The 21,057-nt window shown below is 41.5% G+C and carries 23 protein-coding genes; 17 read left to right on the forward strand and 6 right to left on the reverse strand.

Annotated features, from left to right (window positions below; all coding sequences use genetic code 11):
- Nucleotides 1-13: 13 nt before the first annotated feature.
- Nucleotides 14-196 (reverse strand): DUF5325 family protein, encoded by a 183-nt coding sequence (locus ACTWPM_RS04120; RefSeq protein WP_443131798.1) that lies wholly within the window; start codon nucleotides 194-196, stop codon nucleotides 14-16.
- A gap of 123 nt (nucleotides 197-319) precedes the next feature.
- Between ACTWPM_RS04120 and ACTWPM_RS04125 the strand changes: the two genes are divergently transcribed.
- Nucleotides 320-688 carry a YlaH-like family protein gene (locus tag ACTWPM_RS04125; RefSeq protein WP_443131799.1) on the forward strand — a complete coding sequence of 123 codons (369 nt, stop codon included), beginning with the start codon at nucleotides 320-322 and terminating at the stop codon, nucleotides 686-688.
- 54 nt (nucleotides 689-742) lie between these two features.
- On the opposite strand, the gene ACTWPM_RS04130 is transcribed toward ACTWPM_RS04125, so the two are convergent.
- A complete protein-coding gene (locus ACTWPM_RS04130; protein WP_224895624.1) occupies nucleotides 743-946 on the reverse strand; it encodes a YlaI family protein in 204 nt (67 codons plus the stop codon).
- A 130-nt stretch (nucleotides 947-1,076) separates the two neighbouring features.
- On the opposite strand from ACTWPM_RS04130, the gene ACTWPM_RS04135 reads away from it, so the two are divergent.
- Nucleotides 1,077-1,373: a hypothetical protein gene (locus ACTWPM_RS04135; protein WP_443131800.1), complete on the forward strand. Its 297-nt coding sequence runs from the start codon at nucleotides 1,077-1,079 to the stop codon at nucleotides 1,371-1,373.
- A gap of 28 nt (nucleotides 1,374-1,401) precedes the next feature.
- On the opposite strand, the gene ACTWPM_RS04140 is transcribed toward ACTWPM_RS04135, so the two are convergent.
- Nucleotides 1,402-1,977: a YhcN/YlaJ family sporulation lipoprotein gene (locus tag ACTWPM_RS04140; RefSeq protein ID WP_443131801.1), complete on the reverse strand. Its 576-nt coding sequence runs from the start codon at nucleotides 1,975-1,977 to the stop codon at nucleotides 1,402-1,404.
- Between the two features lie 84 nt (nucleotides 1,978-2,061).
- Complete coding sequence (locus ACTWPM_RS04145; protein WP_443131802.1) at nucleotides 2,062-2,556, reverse strand: hypothetical protein; 495 nt, start codon at nucleotides 2,554-2,556, stop codon at nucleotides 2,062-2,064.
- An 86-nt stretch (nucleotides 2,557-2,642) separates the two neighbouring features.
- Here ACTWPM_RS04145 and glsA point away from each other — a divergent pair, with 86 nt between their 5' ends.
- The 12 genes from glsA (at nucleotide 2,643) to ACTWPM_RS04205 (ending at nucleotide 17,159) form a co-directional block, all read left to right on the forward strand.
- Complete coding sequence (gene glsA / locus ACTWPM_RS04150) at nucleotides 2,643-3,572, forward strand: glutaminase A (RefSeq protein ID WP_443131803.1); 930 nt, start codon at nucleotides 2,643-2,645, stop codon at nucleotides 3,570-3,572.
- An 84-nt stretch (nucleotides 3,573-3,656) separates the two neighbouring features.
- Nucleotides 3,657-3,938, forward strand: a complete 282-nt coding sequence (locus tag ACTWPM_RS04155; RefSeq protein WP_443131860.1) for a DUF1507 family protein — start codon at nucleotides 3,657-3,659, stop codon at nucleotides 3,936-3,938.
- Nucleotides 3,939-4,092: 154 nt separating this feature from the next.
- Complete coding sequence (ftsW, locus tag ACTWPM_RS04160) at nucleotides 4,093-5,286, forward strand: putative lipid II flippase FtsW (RefSeq protein WP_443131804.1); 1,194 nt, start codon at nucleotides 4,093-4,095, stop codon at nucleotides 5,284-5,286.
- On the forward strand, nucleotides 5,274-8,717 hold the full coding sequence (gene pyc / locus ACTWPM_RS04165; RefSeq protein WP_443131805.1) for a pyruvate carboxylase: 3,444 nt from the start codon (nucleotides 5,274-5,276) through the stop codon (nucleotides 8,715-8,717). The genes ftsW and pyc overlap by 13 nt, the downstream gene beginning before the upstream one ends.
- Before the next feature lie 1,131 nt (nucleotides 8,718-9,848).
- A complete protein-coding gene (gene cyoE / locus ACTWPM_RS04170) occupies nucleotides 9,849-10,787 on the forward strand; it encodes a heme o synthase (protein WP_443131806.1) in 939 nt (312 codons plus the stop codon).
- A 74-nt stretch (nucleotides 10,788-10,861) separates the two neighbouring features.
- The gene (gene coxB / locus ACTWPM_RS04175) at nucleotides 10,862-11,926 is read left to right on the forward strand and encodes a cytochrome c oxidase subunit II (protein ID WP_443131807.1); all 1,065 of its coding nucleotides are present in this window, start codon (nucleotides 10,862-10,864) and stop codon (nucleotides 11,924-11,926) included.
- 44 nt (nucleotides 11,927-11,970) lie between these two features.
- Nucleotides 11,971-13,839, forward strand: a complete 1,869-nt coding sequence (gene ctaD / locus ACTWPM_RS04180) for a cytochrome c oxidase subunit I (RefSeq protein ID WP_443131808.1) — start codon at nucleotides 11,971-11,973, stop codon at nucleotides 13,837-13,839.
- Nucleotides 13,839-14,462, forward strand: a complete 624-nt coding sequence (locus tag ACTWPM_RS04185) for a cytochrome (ubi)quinol oxidase subunit III (protein WP_443131809.1) — start codon at nucleotides 13,839-13,841, stop codon at nucleotides 14,460-14,462. The genes ctaD and ACTWPM_RS04185 overlap by 1 nt, the downstream gene beginning before the upstream one ends.
- Before the next feature lie 3 nt (nucleotides 14,463-14,465).
- Entirely contained in the window at nucleotides 14,466-14,792 is a 327-nt protein-coding gene (gene ctaF / locus ACTWPM_RS04190; protein ID WP_443131810.1) for a cytochrome c oxidase subunit IVB, read from the forward strand.
- Nucleotides 14,793-14,974: 182 nt separating this feature from the next.
- Nucleotides 14,975-15,874, forward strand: a complete 900-nt coding sequence (ctaG, locus tag ACTWPM_RS04195; protein ID WP_443131811.1) for a cytochrome c oxidase assembly factor CtaG — start codon at nucleotides 14,975-14,977, stop codon at nucleotides 15,872-15,874.
- 75 nt (nucleotides 15,875-15,949) lie between these two features.
- Nucleotides 15,950-16,405, forward strand: a complete 456-nt coding sequence (locus tag ACTWPM_RS04200; RefSeq protein WP_443131812.1) for a DUF420 domain-containing protein — start codon at nucleotides 15,950-15,952, stop codon at nucleotides 16,403-16,405.
- 211 nt (nucleotides 16,406-16,616) lie between these two features.
- The gene (locus ACTWPM_RS04205) at nucleotides 16,617-17,159 is read left to right on the forward strand and encodes a GNAT family N-acetyltransferase (RefSeq protein WP_443131813.1); all 543 of its coding nucleotides are present in this window, start codon (nucleotides 16,617-16,619) and stop codon (nucleotides 17,157-17,159) included.
- Between the two features lie 35 nt (nucleotides 17,160-17,194).
- Here the strand turns inward: ACTWPM_RS04205 and ytvI are convergent, their stop codons facing one another.
- Together ytvI and ACTWPM_RS04215 are read right to left on the reverse strand one after the other, a co-directional pair.
- Nucleotides 17,195-18,253, reverse strand: a complete 1,059-nt coding sequence (gene ytvI, locus ACTWPM_RS04210) for a sporulation integral membrane protein YtvI (RefSeq protein ID WP_443131814.1) — start codon at nucleotides 18,251-18,253, stop codon at nucleotides 17,195-17,197.
- A 144-nt stretch (nucleotides 18,254-18,397) separates the two neighbouring features.
- Nucleotides 18,398-18,877: a YugN family protein gene (locus tag ACTWPM_RS04215; protein WP_443131815.1), complete on the reverse strand. Its 480-nt coding sequence runs from the start codon at nucleotides 18,875-18,877 to the stop codon at nucleotides 18,398-18,400.
- Between the two features lie 210 nt (nucleotides 18,878-19,087).
- On the opposite strand from ACTWPM_RS04215, the gene ACTWPM_RS04220 reads away from it, so the two are divergent.
- The 3 genes from ACTWPM_RS04220 to ylbD all read left to right on the forward strand — a co-directional run bounded on the left by ACTWPM_RS04220 (nucleotide 19,088) and on the right by ylbD (nucleotide 20,865).
- Nucleotides 19,088-19,516, forward strand: coding sequence for a CBS domain-containing protein (locus tag ACTWPM_RS04220; RefSeq protein ID WP_443131816.1), 429 nt, complete (start codon nucleotides 19,088-19,090; stop codon nucleotides 19,514-19,516).
- 276 nt (nucleotides 19,517-19,792) lie between these two features.
- Complete coding sequence (locus tag ACTWPM_RS04225) at nucleotides 19,793-20,398, forward strand: hypothetical protein (protein ID WP_443131817.1); 606 nt, start codon at nucleotides 19,793-19,795, stop codon at nucleotides 20,396-20,398.
- Nucleotides 20,399-20,499: 101 nt separating this feature from the next.
- Entirely contained in the window at nucleotides 20,500-20,865 is a 366-nt protein-coding gene (gene ylbD / locus ACTWPM_RS04230) for a spore coat protein YlbD (protein WP_443131818.1), read from the forward strand.
- Nucleotides 20,866-21,057 lie beyond the last annotated feature (192 nt).

Here is a 21,057-nt window from a genome sequence, read left to right on the forward strand (position 1 = left end):
AGGGTCGCTTTTCTTATGTATTCAGTTTTCTCTTTAATCGAAGTCCAAAGCTCATAATACCGAAACCGAGTATAAAAAAGAAGCCGGCCAGCCAGAAGTTTTCCTGGCCAATAGCAAACCCTACAGAAATAAACGATAGTATGACAAAGATGGCCAACAAGACCATGTTCATTTGAAAGTTCTTCAACAAGTTCACCCCTATTCAAAAACTATTATAAAGGATTTGTCCAAAAAATGAAAATTGTTGAATGGGTAGCTTCTTTAGATTGTATCTAGTATCATAAAGCGTAGAATAGAGGAGAATACGAGGAGGAACATCATGGCAGACAACACAACATTGACCGTCCCGAGCGATTTATGGCCGATCGCTGATTTCTTTTTCCAGGGTCTCGGCAATGAAGTAAATATGAATGACGAATCGGAAGTAGGAATGTTGTTTCGTTCCTTTCTGCTTTTATACTTAACCACTGTTATTCTGGCTATTGTTACCTTTAAGCTGGGTTTTGCCCGAAAGCTCCCGCTTATGAAAACAATAGTCGTATATGCGGTACTAATCATTGGTACTTTTCTATTAACGCTGATTCTGGGATTGAACCTGCCCCTGCCAGAAAGTTTATTAGTAGCTGCTGTGATTATGGGCGTGTACAGGCTGCGATTGCACCGGGAACGAAAAGAGAAACAATCTTAAAAAGGAAGGCTCCTGTATAAGAGGGAGCCTTCCTTTATTATTGGTAGCCATCAACTATGGCAAATGGTTTTCTTTTTTTCGTTCACGATTGAAGCGGAATTGACCGGTAGCCAGCCGTTTTTTTGTGTTTTCTTCAATACGGTCATGGCAGGTCTGGCACATATAGGTGTGAATCCGTCTATTTCTCAATCGCTTAGCTTGCAGACAGTAGCTGTCTATTTTTTCAATGTTGTCGCAAATAACGCACTGTACACGCACAATTCTCACCTCAATACTAACTATCAATGTATCCATCATAACATATTTGATGGATATAAGTGTAATTTTATCCGTTTTCATGTTTGAGTTTCACATGGGAGGGAAAGGTTAAATACAAGTAATAGAAAGGATGGTTTTTGTGAGAAAACGTTGGATTGTTACCGCAGTAGGAGCCGTTGCCGGAGGTACGATTGCTTACTTCATGAAAGACGAAGACAATAGAAAGCAAGTCGTCGATAAGGCAAAATCCGTAAAAGATAATTTTGGCCAAAAAGATAACCTCCCAGTAGAAGAAGCTGGAAGACCTGAAGAAACCGCAGATCATGATAATGCAAAGATGGTTTCTGAGGGATCCCAGTTTGGTGTTCAATACTATAATGAACTGACAGAGAAAGAAAGAGAAATTCTAGAAAAAAGCAACAGCTAAATCCTTCAGGGATTTAGCTGTTTTTCTGTCACTGTTCTTTGGATTGTTCTTTTTCAATTTGGTTCAGTTTCTTATTTTCGTTTTTAGGAATGGACTCCTGATTTGGGTTCGTTGGCGGAGAGTCATTGGCAGGACCTTCAGGCATATACCGCGCAACGATCTGGGTGAGTTCATCTGTTACAGCTTCCACCGGATGTCCCTGGGACATCTTCTTGCCAAGACCGCGCAGGCGCTCAACCCCGTCAGCATCAGCTATGACGAGCGCCTGTTTACCGTAAGGATCGTGCTTTAGAGCTTCAGCGACAGAATATTTTATAACGCCTACTCGAGAACGATCTAAATCTTTATCTACGTCTACTCCTACGGCTACATAATTGCCTAAAACGATGGCTGTAGCATCATGTACATCAGGGACTTCAACAGCAAGATTCGCCAGGCGGCGAGCAATTTGCTGACTGGTCATATTCTTTCGCTTAATTGGATCAGAATCACTAACATACTGAAATTCCGAATTATTCTGTCTTTCTTGCAATAGAGACTCTTCATCAGTTTGCTGACATGCTGCGAGAAGCAGCAAAAGAACGGCAAATAATAATTTTTTCAATTGGCACACCACTTTTTAGTTCTAGGTTGCGTTTTATCTAAAAAATTATACAAAAAAGGACAGCTTGAAAAGCTGCCCCATTCTTTATTTCATAATTATTTTTTTTATTCCTTTAATCGGTTGGGAACGGTTAGAGCCATCATTAAAATATAGATGGACCGGTCCATTTTCTTTTAGTGGTTTTCCTTCTTCGGCGAATAGAACTACTGATTCCGCAAGCTGATCAGCTGTAATGGTGTGTTCTCCTTCGTCTGTCACAAGGGCCGCTTCCTTTACTTCTGGGTCTGGCTCGCTGGTATGAAGAAAAGGTTTTAGTGGCATAAGAAATGTACCTTTTAATATTTGTTCTTTTTCCTGACGGCGTATGCTTTTATTTACGGGAGGGTTAAGCTTTTGCTGATAAACTTCCCTGGTGAAACGTAAAGACTTTCTTTTTATTTCATCTTCTTCTTCCTCTTCGGCTTGTGCTTTCTCAGGGTGAAATACTTGATCGAATGTCATTTTACGGTCATCAAATATCCAAACTGTAGGATCTAGCGTAATTGGAAATTTCACATTTCCTTGTATTTGAACAATCATGGATGCAGCCACCTTTCATTTAAAAATCATCCATCCAAATCATAGCAAAAAATGAAGTCGATTTCATTAATAGGAGGTCTTTTAGCATGAATAAAGAAATTACCACTGAAATTTTGGAAGAGTGGTTAGAGAATGTCAGACCGTATGCCTATGATGGGCAAGTGGCTGATTATATACCCGCGTTATCCCGCCAGAATCCAGAAGAATTGGCTGTCGCCATCCATTATATAGATGGCAGCTCCATTCATGCGGGGGAGATCGAGGCAACTTTTACCCTGCAAAGTATTACGAAGGTTATTTCTCTGGCTTTGGCATTAATGGATAATGGCGAAGATTATGTATTTGATCATGTCGGGATGGAGCCGACAGGGGATCCTTTCCATTCGATTTATCGGTTGGAGCAGCTCCCTTCCAAGCCTTTAAATCCTATGATCAATGCCGGAGCTCTCTCCGTTACCCACATGATTCACGGAGATACTCCTGACGAAAAGGTGGGAAGACTGCTAAGCTTCGTCCATGAAATGACGGACGATCATACCATTGGCTATAACCAGGAAGTGGCAGCCTCTGAGTTTGAAACTGCTTTCTTGAATCGTTCTCTACTCTTCTATATGAAACAGCATAAGATCGTTACAGGAAGCGTTGAAGAAACACTTGATGCCTATACGAAGCAGTGTGCTATTGAAGTTAATGTTCCGCAACTGGCAAGGATTGGGGCGTTATTTGCTAATGAAGGCAGAGACTTAGATTCTGGACGTCAGATCATTCCAAAACACTTTGCACGTATTTGCAAAACGTTTATGGTTACTTGCGGCATGTACGATGCATCCGGCTCTTTTGCGATTAAAGTAGGAATGCCGGCCAAGAGCGGAGTTTCCGGCTCAGTGGTGGCTTCTTTAAACGGATTCGGCGGAATTGCCGTCTATGGTCCTAGTCTTGATGAGAAGGGGAATAGTGTCGTTGGCCTCAGACTTTTGGAACTATTGTCGAATCGCTATAATTTGTCTATTTTTTAAATAGATAAGCTAATTGAATCTTGCAATTTTCCTTCCCAGACGATAATATTATTAAAAGAATGACTGTAATGGGAGGGGATAATGATGTTGTCTGATGTGGCTGTGGATCATCGTGAGAAAGCCTACGCCCTTCTAAAAGAAGACGCTGATAAGATTTTAAAATTAATAAAAGTACAGATGGACAATTTGACTATGCCTCAGTGTCCACTTTATGAAGAAGTTTTAGATACACAAATGTTCGGTTTATCACGCGAAATTCATTTCGCCGTCCGGCTGGATTTAATCAGCGAAGAGGAAGGTAAACAAATATTAGATAATTTAGAACAACAACTAAACGTCTTACATGAGGCTGCTCAAAAATCATGAATGGACAAGCTCAAATTGCGACAAGTTCTGTTGTAATTTGAGTTTTTTTTGTAAAAGTGAGCTTGAAGCTCATACATATTGAAATGGAATGTCTAATAAGAAGGAATTTTGCAGTAGGAAAGAGAACAAATATATAAAGTAGGGATGAATAAACATGATTCGACATTTAAAAACGTATGATTTTAGCTTATTATTTGCCCCTATTGCTCTGGTAGCTTTCGGCACCGTCATGATTTACAGTGCAAGTATGGTTTATGGACCGATTCGGTATGATGTCGCCAGTAACCACTTCCTTATGAACCAGCTTCAATGGTTCGGAATTGGTCTGTTCCTGATGATCACCGTTTCTTTAATCCCTTACCGGCATTGGCAGCGCCTCTCTAAGCTTGCAGTACTGCTTATGATTTTTTTGCTTGGAGGTTTATTTTTCTTCGGTACAGAAGTGAATAACGCCGTGTCGTGGTACAACTTAGGATTTATGAACTTTCAGCCGGCTGAATTTGTTAAAGTCGGGCTTATTATCTACCTTTCTTCTGTGTTTTCAAAGAAACAGCGATACATTAACCATTTTTCAAAAGCCGTAGTTCCACCGCTTATTTTAACCATTTTGATCCTTGGCATGATAATTAGACAGCCGGATATTGGATCAGCAGCTGTCATTGGATTAATTGCCAGCCTTATCATTATGAGTTCGGGTATCCGTGGAAAACACATTTTGTTTTTAGTTGGCGTGACAGCCGCGATTCTTGTGGTCGGCGGTTCACAGATGGTGACAGATGAACGGTTGGAGCGGTTCTCAGGAGCTTATCAGCCTTTTGAATCTCCAGACGAGGATGGTTATCACTTAATTCAATCTTATGTAGCTATTGGAACTGGAGGTCTGTTGGGCGAGGGGCTCGGACAGGGAGTCCAGAAATTAGGGTACTTACCAGAACCTCATACCGATTTCATTATGGCCGTTATTGCAGAGGAACTAGGATTTATTGGAGTCGCCATTACTGTCGGGCTTTTAGCACTAATTGTTTTAAGAGGACTTTACATTTCTTCAAAATGCAGGGATGCATTCGGAGCCCTTCTCGCGATTGGCATATCCTCAATGGTTGCCATACAGACCATGATCAACCTTGGAGCCATGAGCGGACTGTTACCGATTACAGGAGTCACGCTTCCGTTTGTGAGTTACGGAGGTTCATCCCTGATCATTCTCATGTTTGCGATTGGGATACTAAATAATATTGCCCGGACTGTCAAAGCGAAGGAAGAAGAGCACGAGGAGTTCGAAGTGCCAGAGCAGACGAGTACGAATCGTTACAGGACTAATGGAGGAGTGAGATCGTGGCAGAACTAAGAAAAATTAATAAAGTATTAGTAGCGAACCGCGGAGAGATTGCTATCCGAGTTTTTCGGGCATGTACCGAATTAAATATACGAACGGTAGCGGTTTATTCTCAAGAAGACACTGGCTCCTATCACCGCTATAAAGCGGATGAAGCCTACCTGGTCGGAAAAGGAAAGAAACCGATTGATGCTTATCTCGATATTGAAAACATAATCGAAGTTGCTAAAAGCGTTGGAGTGGATGCTATTCACCCGGGGTACGGTTTCCTATCGGAAAATATCGCTTTTGCCCGCAGGTGTGAGGAAGAAGGTCTGATCTTTATCGGACCGACAAGTGAGCATTTAAATATGTTCGGCGATAAAGTAAAGGCCAGAGATCAGGCTGTGCAAGCAGACATACCTGTTATTCCAGGAAGCGATGGACCCGTAGACGGACTGGAAGAGATTCGTGAATTCGGCGATCAACATGGCTATCCGCTGATGATCAAAGCTGCTATGGGCGGAGGTGGACGAGGAATGAGGGTTGTCCGCAGTGCTGAAACCTTGTCCGAATCTTATGACAGGGCTCGCTCTGAAGCCAAGGCAGCCTTTGGCAGTGATGACGTTTATGTAGAGAAATTGATTGAAGAACCGAAGCACATCGAAGTTCAGATTATCGGGGATCATGAAGGAAATATCGTTCATCTGTATGAAAGAGACTGCTCGGTGCAGCGGCGTCATCAGAAAGTGGTCGAAGTTGCACCCAGCGTTTCTCTAGATGAACAGTTAAGAGAAAAGATTTGTCAGGCTGCCGTGCAGCTGATGGATAACGTAGGTTATATAAATGCAGGAACCGTAGAATTTCTAGTTACAGGAAACGAATTTTATTTTATAGAAGTCAATCCGAGAGTCCAGGTAGAGCACACCATTACAGAAATGATTACGGGTGTGGATATCGTGCAGACTCAAATCCTGATAGCTGAGGGCCACGCTTTACATAGCTCAGAAGTCGCTATCCCTCACCAAGAAGAGATCCGAACGCACGGGTATGCTATTCAGTCAAGGGTTACAACTGAAGATCCTCTTAATAATTTCATGCCGGATACCGGAAAAATTATGGCGTACCGGACCGGAGGAGGTTTCGGGGTGCGTCTCGATGCGGGGAATGGGTTCCAGGGAGCCGTGATCTCTCCATACTATGATTCACTGCTCGTTAAATTATCGACTTGGGCGCTGAATTTTGACCAGGCTGCGCATAAGATGGTCCGTAATTTAAAGGAGTTTAGAATCCGTGGAATCAAGACCAACATCCCGTTCTTAGAAAACGTTATTCAGCACAAGCAATTCTTAAACGGAGAATATAATACGATGTTTATTGATCGTTCTCCTGAATTGTTTGTTTTTCCTAAACGAAAAGACCGCGGTACCAAGATGCTTTCCTATATTGCTGATCGGACTATTAATGGATTTGAGGGCTATGGAAACCGGAAGAAGCCCACTTTCCATAATCCAAGAGTGCCAGACTTAAAATTTTCTGAGTCTATGCCGACAGGGACGAAGCAGATTCTAGACGAGAGAGGGCCGGAAGGTTTAGCAGAATGGTTGAAGGCACGGCCTGAAGTATTACTTACGGATACAACATTTCGCGATGCTCACCAGTCTCTTCTTGCGACAAGAGTCCGGACAAAAGATTTAGAGAATATTGCGGAACCGACTGCCCGCCTGCTGCCCCAGTTGTTTTCACTGGAAATGTGGGGTGGAGCTACGTTTGATGTATCCTACCGCTTTTTGAAAGAAGATCCATGGGAAAGATTACTGAAATTAAGAGAAAAGGCACCTAATGTCCTTTTTCAAATGCTGCTTCGTTCTTCGAATGCTGTAGGTTATAAAAACTATCCAGACAATCTCATTCGTGAGTTTGTAGAAAAAAGCGCCAGTGCAGGTATCGATGTCTTCCGTATTTTCGATAGTCTTAACTGGGTGGAAGGTATGAAACTGACCATTGATGCGGTGCGTCAAAATAATAAAGTTGCGGAAGCTGCTGTCTGCTATACCGGTGATATTTTAGATTCAACAAGACCGAAATATGATTTGGAATATTATAAGAAAGTAGCGAAAGACTTACAGGATGCAGGCGCTCACATTCTTGGAATTAAAGATATGGCAGGGCTTTTAAAACCTGAAGCTGCTTACCAATTAATCACCACTCTGAAAGAAACTATTGATATCCCGATACACCTGCATACACATGATACAAGCGGAAATGGTATTTTTACCTATGCTAAAGCCGTGGAGGCAGGCGTGGATGTGGTGGATGTAGCGGCCGGCCCAATGGCAGGCTTAACCTCCCAGCCAAGTGCAAACAGCCTGTACTATGCCCTTGAAGGAAGTGCAAGAAAGCCCGAAGTAGATATTCAGTCGTATGAAAAGCTAGGGCACTTTTGGGAAGACACAAGGAAGTACTATACCGACTTTGAAAGCGGTATGATGGCGCCTCATACTGAGGTATATGAACACGAGATGCCGGGAGGACAGTACAGTAATCTCCAGCAGCAGGCTAAAGCTGTAGGATTGAGTCCCCGCTGGGATGAAGTGAAAAAGATGTACCGGCGTGTGAATGACATGTTCGGCGATATCGTGAAAGTGACCCCTTCTTCAAAAGTCGTCGGGGACATGGCACTTTATATGGTACAAAATGGTTTAAACGAAGATGATGTCTATGAGCGTGGTGATTCTCTGGACTTTCCAGACAGTGTAGTGGAATTTTTCCAAGGTTATCTAGGTCAGCCTTACGGAGGATTTCCTGCAGAATTGCAGCGCATTATCCTTAAAGGCCGCGAGCCGCTTCTTGTTCGTCCGGGAGAGCTACTAGATCCTGTAGATTTCAACAACCTTAAAGAAACCTTATTTCATTCCCTGGACCGTCAGGTGACAAGCTTCGATATGATCAGTTATGCTCTTTATCCAAAAGTTTTCATGGACTATCAAAAATTCACAGAGCAGTATGGAGATATGTCCGTACTGGATACACCTACATTTTTCTATGGAATGCGACTTGGTGAAGAAATAGAAGTGGAAATTGAACAAGGGAAAACACTAATTGTTAAAATGGTATCAATTGGGGAAGCACAAGTGGATGGAACAAGAACCGTTTATTTTGAACTGAACGGTCAGCCGCGTGAAGTGGTCGTGCGCGACGAAAATGTTAAAGCCACTGTGCAACAGCGTCCTAAAGCAGATAAATCTAATACAAAACATATAGGTGCCAGTATGCCTGGAACTGTTATTAAAGTAATTTCTGCGCAGGGTGAAAATGTGAAAAAAGGTGATCATCTCATGATTACCGAAGCCATGAAAATGGAGACGACCGTTCAAGCTCCATTTGATGGGGTAATTAAAGCTATTTATGTGGAAAATAATGAAGCTATTCACGTAGGAGACCTATTGATCGAATTTGAGTAATATAGTTTAGACGATCTGCCTGTTCGATAAAGGCAGATCGTTTTTTGATGTCTCCACAGGTAATAGAGTAGATATGAAGAAAAGAAGCCTGGATTTATTATTAGTGATCATAAACGAAAGTTTGTACGTTTTTGGCATATTAATTATGTAGGTTATTAAACTAAAGGGCCGTTTACTGTAAGACTCGATTTCGAGGTATTCCAGGTCCGTTGCTAATAAAGAGAGTGGGCTGGCTACGGGAACAACTCGCTTTCCTGCGGGGGAACTGGCAAGCCTCCTCAGTCGTTACCACTCCTTGTGGGGTCTCGCCTAGCTCCTTCTCCCGCGGGAGTCTCGTCGTTTCCTTCGCCATCCCAACCATAGGAGAAGAACGGTCCCTTCTATAAGAGAATCCAGCGTCCTACATTAATCTTACATGCTTCTATAGCGGGGATTATGCACACGTACGCGCTTATTGTGATAAGTTGATCTCCATCATAAACCGGCACGTTTCCCAAGGTTTCGAGCTCCATGTATCGCAAGGTTCGGAGGGGGACGATGTAGACTCCTGCGGGATGAAAATGACAGGGGAGACCCCGGAAGGCGAAGCCTGAGGAGGCTCCGCGCATTCCTGCGGAAAGCGAAATCGTCCCCCGGAGGACCTTCCGCTCAACAAATACCTCGAAATCAAGTCTTCCAGAAACGGGAGCTTTACTGTGAAATCAAGATGAGAATAATTTAGCTATATGCTGGATTTATAGACGAAGTGATGCCTTGAAAAACCATTACCGAGATGTAACATTATTTTTACTTTTTATGAACGAAACCTTGCATTCCGGTCTGGAATTTGCTAGAAATAAATAGGTGGCTGACAATCGTCAAGAAATAGTCAATAAATGTCAGCCTATAATAACATGCTGTACGTTACAATAGGTATAAACATGGGATTTTGGCCTGTGAAAGATGTCACAGATTTGTCACAAATTAATAAAAATCTATTGTTTAAATAGATAGAAGGTTAATTCCATGATACAATTACCTTGATGTTTCTTGTCCTCAAAGGATTTTTAGAGGCAGAAACAGTTCTCAACTTTACGCTCACCAGCAGATGTAAAGGAAGTGTAAAGAAGGTAGAAGGAGGAGGATATTACGATGGACAACCCTAGAACAGTCGAATCCGCTTCTACAGACATGATCGGTCAGACACCTGTCCGAGAATCTTCAATGTTAGCTGATATAAAGAGTCTGATTAAAGTAGGTATCATCAATTCCAATTTAATAACAACATTTGCAGGATTCTGGCTTGCTTTGCATTTCACAGGATCTTCTTTTATAGACCACTGGGTCACTTTCCTGTTGACCATGGCCGGTACCGCTTTAGTGATAGCGGGTGGCTGTATTATTAACAATTGGTATGATAGAGATATCGATCCGATTATGTCGCGTACGAAAAATCGTCCGACAGTGACCGGAACGATGTCATTATCTCTAATAAAAGGGCTCGGAATCGGCACATCCCTGCTTGGGTTTCTGGTTCTGTTATTTACCACTGTGGAAGCCGCGCTCTTTGGAGCGTTTGGATGGTTTGTCTACGTCGTACTTTACACGATGTGGTCTAAGAGACGGTACACTATTAACACAGTGGTGGGAAGTTTCTCAGGTGCTGTACCCCCATTAATTGGATGGGCAGCTATTGATCCTGGCCTTCAGCTTGAAGCTATCATCTTGTTTCTGATCATGTTTATATGGCAGACGCCTCATTTCCTAGCATTAGCCATGAAGAAAAAGGAAGACTATAAAGCAGCTGGTATTCCTATGCTCCCGGTTGTGCATGGTTTTGAAATGACAAAGCGTCAAATTGTCATCTATGTAGCGTGTTTACTTCCGCTGCCGATTTATCTGGCTTCATTAGGCAGCATATTTTTAATTATTGCCTTCACGCTGTCAGCCGGCTGGCTGGTACTTGGCATCTACGGATTCTTTATGAAAGATGATTACAAGTGGGCTACTTGGATGTTTGTTTATTCTTTGAACTATTTGACGATCATGTTCTTAATGATGGTTGTAGTTACACTGCCGTTTCCTTTTTAAAGTACTGACTCAATTTTTATTGAGTCAGTTCCTTAATAAATAAAGTACTTACAAGAGAAAGAGAGGTATCACTTATGAGAGGTTGGATGGGAAAATTCCGTACTCTGGCGCTATTCGGAGCTCTTACCTTAATCCTGTCGGGTTGTGGTGTAGATAATCTGAGTGCCTTGAAACCTAAGGGCTACGGAGCGGAATTATTATTAGATCTTATGATGATCAGCATTGCGATCATGATTTTTGTATTCGTTATCGTAATGGCCATTTATGCATTTGTTCTTATTCGTTATCGACAGAGGAAAGGACAAGAGAACATTATTCCGAAGCAGACGGAAGGTAATAAAGCACTGGAAGTAATTTGGACAGTAATACCAATTATATTACTTCTTGTATTAGCTGTGCCTACCGTACAGGCTACCTTTGATTTAGCGGATCAATCATCTCAAGAAGATGAAAGCGCTATGACGATTGAAGTTACAGGAAATCAGTACTGGTGGCACTTCAACTATCCAAAAGAGGAGATTGCCATAAGTCAAGAGATGTACATCCCTACAGGGGAACGCGTATACTTAAATCTTAAATCCAGTGACGTTATTCACTCTTTCTGGCTGCCTTCAATTGCTGGAAAAATGGATACAAACCCTGGTGAGAACATGAACACGATGTACTTAGAAGCATACGAAGAAGGAGTATATTGGGGGCATTGTGCAGAACTGTGCGGTCCTTCCCACTCCTTAATGGACTTCCGGGTCGTAGCGGTCAGTCCTGATAAATTCGAACAATGGAAAGAAGACATGCAGAACGTAGATCCTGAAGCAACTCCTGAGACTACATCCGCTCAAGAGGGACAGGAATTGTTCAATAATAACTGTATGAGCTGTCATGCGATTGGAGGATCATCGGCCGGTGTAGGTCCAAACCTGACGAACTTTGGAAACCGCGAGAAGATAGCCGGTATATTAGAACCTTCCAAAGAAAATCTGGTGAATTGGATTGTTCACCCTGATGAAGTTAAGCCAGGCAATAACATGCCAGCAAACCTTGTATCAGAAGAGGAAGCCGGTAAAATTGCCGATTATTTACTTCAGCTTAAACATTCAGAAGTAGGAAATGATATCCCTACTCGAAATACAGATAAGTAAATTATTCAAAATCGAGAAAGAGGTTTGAAAAGGGAGGTTAAAGCGTGAGTACTACAGCAGCGCAAAAAGGTGGGCTCGGCGCTGCGATTTGGGATTACTTGACTACTGTAGACCATAAGAAGATTGCACATCTTTACTTGGTAGCAGGCGGTCTGTTCTTCTTAATCGGCGGGCTAGAAGCCATGTTAATACGAATTCAATTGATGAAACCAGATAATAATTTCATCTCTGCCGGGCTTTATAATGAAATGATTACGATGCATGGTACAACAATGATTTTCTTAGCAGCCATGCCGCTTATATTCGCTTTAATGAATGCGGTGGTTCCGCTGCAGATAGGAGCGCGAGACGTAGCGTTTCCATTCTTGAACTCATTAGGGTTCTGGCTGTTTCTTTTTGGCGGACTAATGCTAAATGTTTCCTGGTTTACAGGAGGAGCTCCGGATGCGGGTTGGACTAACTACGCACCGCTATCCACCACATCACCGGGACATGGAGTAGATTATTATGTGATGGGGCTTCAGATTTCAGGGGCTGGTACATTAATCGGTGGGATTAACTTCCTTGTAACCATCGTTAATATGAGAGCGCCAGGGATGACTTATATGCGTATGCCACTGTTTACATGGTCTACGTTTGTTACAAGTACGCTGATTCTGTTTGCTTTCCCTGCGTTAACAGTAGGACTGTTCCTTATGATGTTTGACCGCATGTTTGGTGCCGCATTCTTTGATGTGGCAAAAGGCGGAAACGTCATTATCTGGGAGCACTTATTCTGGATATTCGGACACCCGGAAGTTTATATCTTAATTCTTCCTTTGTTTGGAGCATTTAGTGATATATTCTCAACTTTTTCTAAAAAACGATTGTTCGGTTACTCAGCGATGGTTTTCGCAACCGTTTTGATTGGTTTCCTTGGTTTCATGGTGTGGGCTCACCATATGTTTACCGTAGGTATGGGACCAATCGCGAACTCCATATTTGCCGTAGCAACAATGGCAATTGCTGTTCCAACCGGTATAAAAATATTTAACTGGCTCTTCACAATGTGGGGCGGACAGATAAGAATGACCTCAGCTATGCTCTGGTCTGTAGCGTTCATTCCTTCTTTTACTATCGGAGGTATGACAGGCGTTATGCTTGCAGCAGCTGCAGCTGACTTTCAGTATCATGATACTTATTTCGTGGTTGGTCACTTCCATTACGTTATCGTTGGTGGTGTAGTCTTTGGTATATTTGCAGCACTGCATTACTGGTGGCCGAAAATGTTTGGTAAAGTACTTAATGAAAAGCTTGGTAAATTGGCATTTTGGCCGTTCTTTATTGGCTTCCACTTAACATTCTTTATCCAACACTTCCTTGGTCTCATGGGGATGCCGCGACGTTACTGGGTTTTCCTTGAAGGACAAGGGCTTGAAGCAGGTAATATGATTAGTACAATCGGTGCATTCTTTATGGCTATTGGTACTGTTATCTTCTTGATCAATATTGTCTATACATCGGTTAAGGAGAAGAAAGTGAGCGGTGATCCTTGGGACGGCCGTACATTGGAATGGACGATACCTTCACCGCCACCTCATTATAACTTTGTGCAGACACCATTAGTACGTGGATTAGATCCACTATGGGTTGAGAAAACGGAAGGCAAAGAAGGTATGACACCGGCAGAACCACTTGGCGACATTCATATGCCAAACGCTTCCATCCTGCCTTTCACAATGTCATTAGGTCTATTTATCGCTGGATTCGGGTTTATTTATCAAACAGATGATAAAATGTGGCTCGTGGCATGTGTAGTTGGTATGGCGATCACACTCGGTTCTATGCTGATTCGTTCCGTGAAAGATGATCTTGGACACCATATTCATAAAGAAGAGCTTGAAGAAGATATTAAGAAGGGGGTTGGCAAATAATGAGTCATGAAGATGTACTGAATCCAAAACAGATGCCGCATGATCCGGAAAAAGCCACCCTTGAAGGTGAAAACAAGTTCCTTGCTTTTTGGTTTTTCCTGGGTGGAGAAACCGTGTTATTTGCGAGTCTATTTGGAACCTATATTGCATTAAATAGTTCCACCGTGGGGGAGAATACTCCTGAACACTTGTTTGGGCTGGAGCTTGTCTTTATAATGACCATGATGCTTTTAACAAGTTCTCTTACAAGTGTGTATGCTATGTACCACATGAAGAATCACGATTTCCGTAAAATGCAGACGTGGTTAGCAATTACTGTTCTTTTGGGTCTTGCTTTCTTGGGTTTTGAGATTTATGAGTTTTTCCATTATGTTCATGAGTATGAGTTTACCTTTGGGTCTTCGGCTTTCGCTTCGGCGTTTTATACACTAGTCGGTTTTCACGGAGCACACGTTCTATTTGGATTATCCTGGATCGTTACATTGATGCTCAGAAATCAAAAACGCGGCTTGAACTTATATAACGCTCCAAAGTTCTATGTCGCCAGTCTTTACTGGCACTTCATTGACGTAGTATGGGTGTTTATCTTCACAGTCGTTTACCTTATGGGAAAGGTGGGTTAAGCAATGGAACATAGCTCCCATTCGAAACCATCCAGACAGAGGGAATATGAAAAGAAACAGCATAAAGAAGAGATGAAGCAGCAGGTCATCACTTTCGTACTAATGATTTTGTTCACTTTTGTGGCCTTTGGTATGGTGATTATGGAAGTGAATTCTTACTTCATTATTCCAACTTTAATTATCCTGGCCATAGTACAGGTGGTCTTCCAGCTTTATTACTTTATGCATATGAAGAACAAAGGGCATACCATGCCTGCGATGATGATGTATGGTGGCGCTGCAGTTGCGGGACTGACCATTATCACTTTTGCCTCCATTATCTGGTGGTAATTAAAAACAAAGTAAGAAAAGATAACTCATTACAAAAAGACCGGGTCTCCGGTCTTTTTGTATGCTTGTGGAAGTTATGGCTAAATTATGAACAATCCTTGTTCTCCCTTTGAAGGACTCGTTTTTTTGTGTAAAGTTAGTTAAAATAGAGAAGAAAGAAATAAAACTGAGGTGAGATGCCAATGTGGTTAGAACTTCAAATCTTCGGCTTCCGAGCATTATGGAGTCCTTTTTATTTAGTATTTGTCTGTTTGTTAGCGGCTCTTTATTTTTATATAACCGGACCAAAAAGACCAGAAGGCACGGAACCTCCTTCTATATCACAACAAGTGATGTTCTATTCAGGTATGGTTCTGCTCTATGTCGTTAAAGGGTCCCCTGTCGATCTGTTAGGTCATATTATGTTTACGGCTCATATGACACAGATGGCTCTTTATTATCTGTTATTTCCTATACTGATCATCAAAGGCCTGCCGTCCTGGATTTGGAAGAAGCTTTTCCAGGTAAAAGGCCTGGGGAATATACTACGTTTCTTCACGAAACCTCTATTGTCGCTTCTATTATTTAACGGCTTGTTTTCTTTGTATCATATGCCTGTCATTTTCGACTTTGCCAAATCAGATGAAATTGCCCACGCCATTATTACTACGGTAATTCTGTTTACTGCTTTTGTGATGTGGCTGTCTGTATTCCCTCCATTAGAGGAGTTAAACAGACTTAGTCCGATCATGAAGATTGGTTTCATCTTTGCCAATGGAGTACTTATAACGCCTGCTTGTGGATTGATCATTTTTGCAGGGACTCCTTTATATGAAACCTATTCCCAATCCGGGGCGTGGATTCAGGCGATGAGTCTATGTGTGCCAGCCAATGTACTTAATGATATCGCAGCCAATTTAAGCGGTCCAAGCTACTTTACGCCGATGCCTCTGGTTGAGGATCAGCAGCTGGGCGGAATTATTATGAAAATTACTCAAGAAATTATTTTTGGAGCGATCATCGCTTATATATTCTTTAGCTGGTTTAACCAGGAGAGGAACACCATAGATCCAATGCCTTCTCATATACCAAGCGAATCTTAAGATCGGGGAAAGTCTATCGCAGCGAATAGACTTTCCCTGTACTATTGTTTTAGTTGCCCGAAAAGAGGTGGAAAAATGCCATTATTACCGACCCTTAGTACATTTTTTATCGTATTAAGCGCTGTACTCGTAGCTATTGGTTGGATACTCATTGCGAAGAATAAAAGATCTGCCCATAAAAAAGTGATGGTTGCCGGAGCGATAAGTGCGTTAACGTTTTTTATTATTTATGTAAGCAGGACCATATTTGTTGGAAATACGAGTTTCGGCGGTCCAGATGAAATTAAGATCTATTATACGGTATTTCTGATCTTTCATATTCTATTGGCCACTGTAGGAGCGGTCTTTGGAATTGTTACTTTAACTCTCGCTTTTAAACGTAGAATTCCTAAGCACCGTAAAGCAGGGCCAGTGACAAGTATCATCTGGTTTTCTACTGCTATTACAGGTGTAGCCGTGTACTTACTTCTATACATTATCTATGATGGCGGGACCACAACCAGCATGATTAAAGCTATATTAGGAACTTAGTCAGCTAGAAGAAGCAGCGAACGTACTCAAACGTTTTGCTGCTTTTTTTAGGCTCTTTAAATTTCATTACCTGTTGAAGTTAACGGAAGATGCCTGGTTTTAACCACTTAAAAGCTTCCCAACGAACGTTTAAGTTGTTTAAGGGAGTGGAAGAACAGGTATATAGAACACTATAATTAAGCAGGCTTACATAAGAAAGGAATGGAACCAAATGAGTTTATACACAGAACGTCTTCAGTTGATGCCCGTTTCCATTGAGCTGGCTCAAACCCTAATGAAGAATCCTCTTGCTTTTTATTATAAGTATCAGCTGCCATGGAATAAAAATTGGCCGCATAATGGTTTAAAAGCTATTATGCCCATATATGCAGAGAAGCTTGAACATGATGAAAAAGAGCTTGGTTTCGGTCCGTGGATCATAATGGATGCCACAGGAGACCATGTAGTAGGAGATATTGGATTTAAAGGGAAGCCGGATGATAATGGAATAGTTGAAATTGGATATCATATTGTTAATTCAGAAAGAAATGCGGGGTACGCTTCTGAAGCTGTAGCCCATTTATGTACATGGGCGTTTAGTCATCCTGAAGTAAAGAGGGTGGAGGCAGAATGTGATCAAGGAAACATTGCTTCTCAAAAAGTTTTGATAAATAATGGTTTTCTACATACAGGAAAAAAAGGGGAAATTTTACATTTTAAAAAGGAGAAAAAGGTGCATAACCCAAAGCCTGACTGTTATAAAGAAGGATTATAAAAAGCCTGAAGCTCTTTTGCTTCAGGCTTTTACTATTATAGTTTGAAATTCCATTTGATAATCCCGGCTTCTTTAGCAGAATTGAAAGCGATCACCACTAGAGGACCCAGGATGAAGCCAACCAGACCGATTAACTGGAGGCCAAGGTACATCGCTATTAGAGTAGCGAGGGGGGACAAGCCAATATGACTTCCCATTACTTTCGGCTCGACCGTTCTACGAATAGCCAATAAGATAATTGCTAGTATTCCCAGTTTAGCTCCCATGGAAATGTCTCCAATAATCAGCATATATACTGACCATGGCCCAAGAATTACAATAGAGCCGATTATAGGAATGAAATCAATCATCCATATAATCAGTGACATAATAAGGGCCACTTCGGGAGTTATCCACAACAGCCCCGCTAAAGAGACTATAAATATGATAATACTGACTAGAAACTGGGCTTTTAAAAAACCAAACACTACATAAGCTAAACGTGCGTTCATAAATTTAACTTTTTCAGAAGTCGCTTCCGTAAAACCCGCATGCATTTTGTTCCTTAGGCGAGGCAGCTCCAGCATAAATAAAAATAATGCAATTAAATATACAAGAAAACTGACTAAGTATTCCGGTATTTTGGCAGCTACGGAAGCTATGTTGGACAGTTGAAGCTGCTGAGAAATAGCGTTAGTGGTGCGGTCAAAAGCATTCGTCAACTCACTTGCTACTTTATCTACGAATTCCTGTGGCATATTACGTGTAAAACTATCCATATTGTTTTGCCAATTCAAAAGTACTTGATTCATTTGGTTGATGTATTCTGGAGCATGATCGGCAAGCTGAACAATTTGAGCAACGGCTCGAGTTACCGCAAACGTTCCAAGTAAACCCAGAAACACAAGAAACAGCAGAAATACAATAGTAACAGCCATTTTCCGGTTCATTCGAAATCTGAATTGCATCCATCGAATGGATGGGTTAAGGAATAAAGCAGTCACTAAAGCTAAAATTAATGGGATAGAGACAGGCAGTATATAATATCCCGCAATGACAAGTAGTATAAAAAGCCCTATGAGGACCCATTGTTTTTTAGTTAGATATCGGAACAATTTATGTATGGATCTCCTTTCCCTAAACCAACTCGAAAAAACTGGAAGGCATTTTTAAAAAAAGCCGCTCACCATTTAAGTAATGATGTGCGACTCTGTTGGAACATCCCGATGATCGGATGTGCCTTAACCACCGGCGATCGTTTATTTACGCTGTTCGGGGTTGTTGGAAAGCTCTTTAACTTTTTCGAGAACTTCCTGGTTCTGGTTTTCTTCCGCCCATTTGGTCAATTTCTCAAGCACAATATGCTCGGGCACCTGGTTATGGTATTTATTCGCAGGCTCCTGAATCTTTTTAATTAAATTTCTTGCTTTTTCAATAATTCCTTCAGAAAAGCCTTCCTGCTCGCCGTATTCTACACCGTGCGGGTAGTAATGACGTCCAAGTAAAGGATCCATCAGTCGAATGACAGCATCTCCGCGGTCGACATCCCCTTCAATGGCGAATCCCAGTACACGTACATAATAAGTAACATTCTTCTCTGGAGCATCCAGTTTATAGTCGTAAGTGACACGTTCGTAATCCCAGGAACCTCCTAGAATGAAACCGTTGCTTTCCATTAATTCCGTTAATGGTCTGAAATCAACAACCAGTCCATCTAAACCTGTGCTTTCTAGTTTCATCTCTTCCACCTCACAAATAGTATGTATTTCATTAATTTTAGTACGAAAAAGCTGAAGTTGCAATTTCTGCGATTTCTAACACGCCTTTATTCAGCATTATAGACGTTATCGATTTAATTATACTACAGAAGGATCATGGTTGCATGTAATAATTTCGTTCAAATGGGAACACTAAGCACTGATATTGAATTACTATAAGGAGGATTTCCTATGAAAACAGTGAAAGACATTATGACTAGTGATGTATCTGTATGTCGTACGGATGATACGCTTAGTTCAGCTGCTCAAATTATGAAGCAAAAAAATGTAGGGGCTGTTCCTGTATGCGACAATCAGGGCCAGTTGATGGGTATGGTAACTGACCGTGACTTAGTTCTTCGTGGCTATGCCGATAAAAAACCAGAAACTACTCCAATCCAGCAGGTTATGAGCGATCGTTTATACAACTGTAGTCCAGAGACTACACTTGAAGAAGCAAGTAAAATGATGGCTGAGCATCAAATTCGTCGTCTGCCTGTAGTGGAAAATGGAAAATTAACTGGAATCATCTCTCTAGGAGATTTATCTGTAGAAGATATGTCTGACCATGCGGCTGGCGTAGCTCTTCAAGATATTTCAGAACGCCCTGAACTTCATTAAGTGATTCAATTGGAAGACCTGCTGCTCTCAGCAGGTCTTTCGTTTGCTCAAAGCAAGCAATAGTGATTTTTTAGGCACTGTGGTAACAGGCAGGATCCCTCAGGAGCTCCCTGTTTCTTTTGTTTTCATTCCTCCCAAGAAGCGGCTGCTGGATCTAAGCTTAGTTAACGGGCTACGTGTGTCCATCTGAATTAGCCCTATGATAAGCTTAGTACATCAAAGAAATTAATAAATGAATGAAGCTGAGCTATCGGAAAGGAGGGGAGAAGACGGTCTATGCGCAAGTTTACAAATGAAACTTTTGTTATATTGGTCTCCCTGTGCTTATTCTACATATTTGTCTTGAACGTTAGCGAGATTAATTTTTGGGTCCGAAATCCAGCTTTAATGTGGTTTATGTCGATTGGCGTGGTAGCTGCCAGTCTCTGGATAGGAGTCCAATTGAATAAACGGCTCCGTGACTTCAGGTACTCGTTAACGGTTAAGATCCTTCTATGCGGTGCCATCCTCCTGTTCTTTAGCTATCAACTGTTAACTCCTTATTTTTATTCACGTGACAAGTTAGAAGAAATTGGGATGGAGCAGACAGAATCCTATTTTCAACTTTCCAACGAAAACTCTACAGATAAAGAATATGAAGAAAAGGTACGGGCAACTTTGACGGAAATGCTAGCTTTCTCCACATTAAATGCAGACTACGCCCCTCAAGGACAATTGATTGAATTGAAGCCTGTTAAATTAACTCGGAATTATTCTCAATTTCATTTAACTATGAAGATTGAGCGTTCATTAGAGGCGGACATCGTAACGGATACCTACCAATTTTCATTTATTAAGGAGGATGGCCATTTTAAGATTAACGGCTTCGAGGAAGTAAACTAGGAATTTACCTGAGTTTCTTATGATTTTAACGAGTGTTACGAACGTCCTTGTTTGAAGGTGCATAGGCTATAGAGTAGATCTAACAGTGAGGTGTGAACGTAATGAATACAAATGAATTGCACCCGAATGTCCAGCGCTTTAAGGATTTTGTGGATGAACATCCGCAAGTAAAAGAACAAATTCGTAAAAATCATAAGCTGATTCAAAGTTACTATGAGAAGTGGATGATTCTAGGGGCAGATGACCCTTTTTGGGGATCATTACCAGAAGTGAAAAAAGCCTCCTCATCCAGTAAAAAGGATTGGCTGAAGCAATTAAGTGCTTTGATGGAGGATTTGGACTGGGAAGAAGTGTCTCGTCATATGGATGAGCTAAATGGAGCACTAGGACAATTCCAGCAATTTTTATCCAAAGCTAAGAAAGATTCGAACAAAGACCGTAGAGAGTTAGAATATCCTTATTACTAAAATAAGGGTACTCATAATTTATGGAGCCATATGAATGTTTCATAAACTATGTGAGATCACTTGTAAATTTTTCAAAAGCTTCTTAAGACTACGAGAAAAAACTCATTACAACAAATAGGACAGCAGAGAGTGAGGAAACTCATTTCATTCTGCTGTCCTATTTGATAAGATAGAAGTGGAGGTGGACATTAA

The sequence above is a fragment of the Halobacillus sp. K22 genome, assembly GCF_052246795.1.
GTDB lineage: Bacteria > Bacillota > Bacilli > Bacillales > Halobacillaceae > Halobacillus.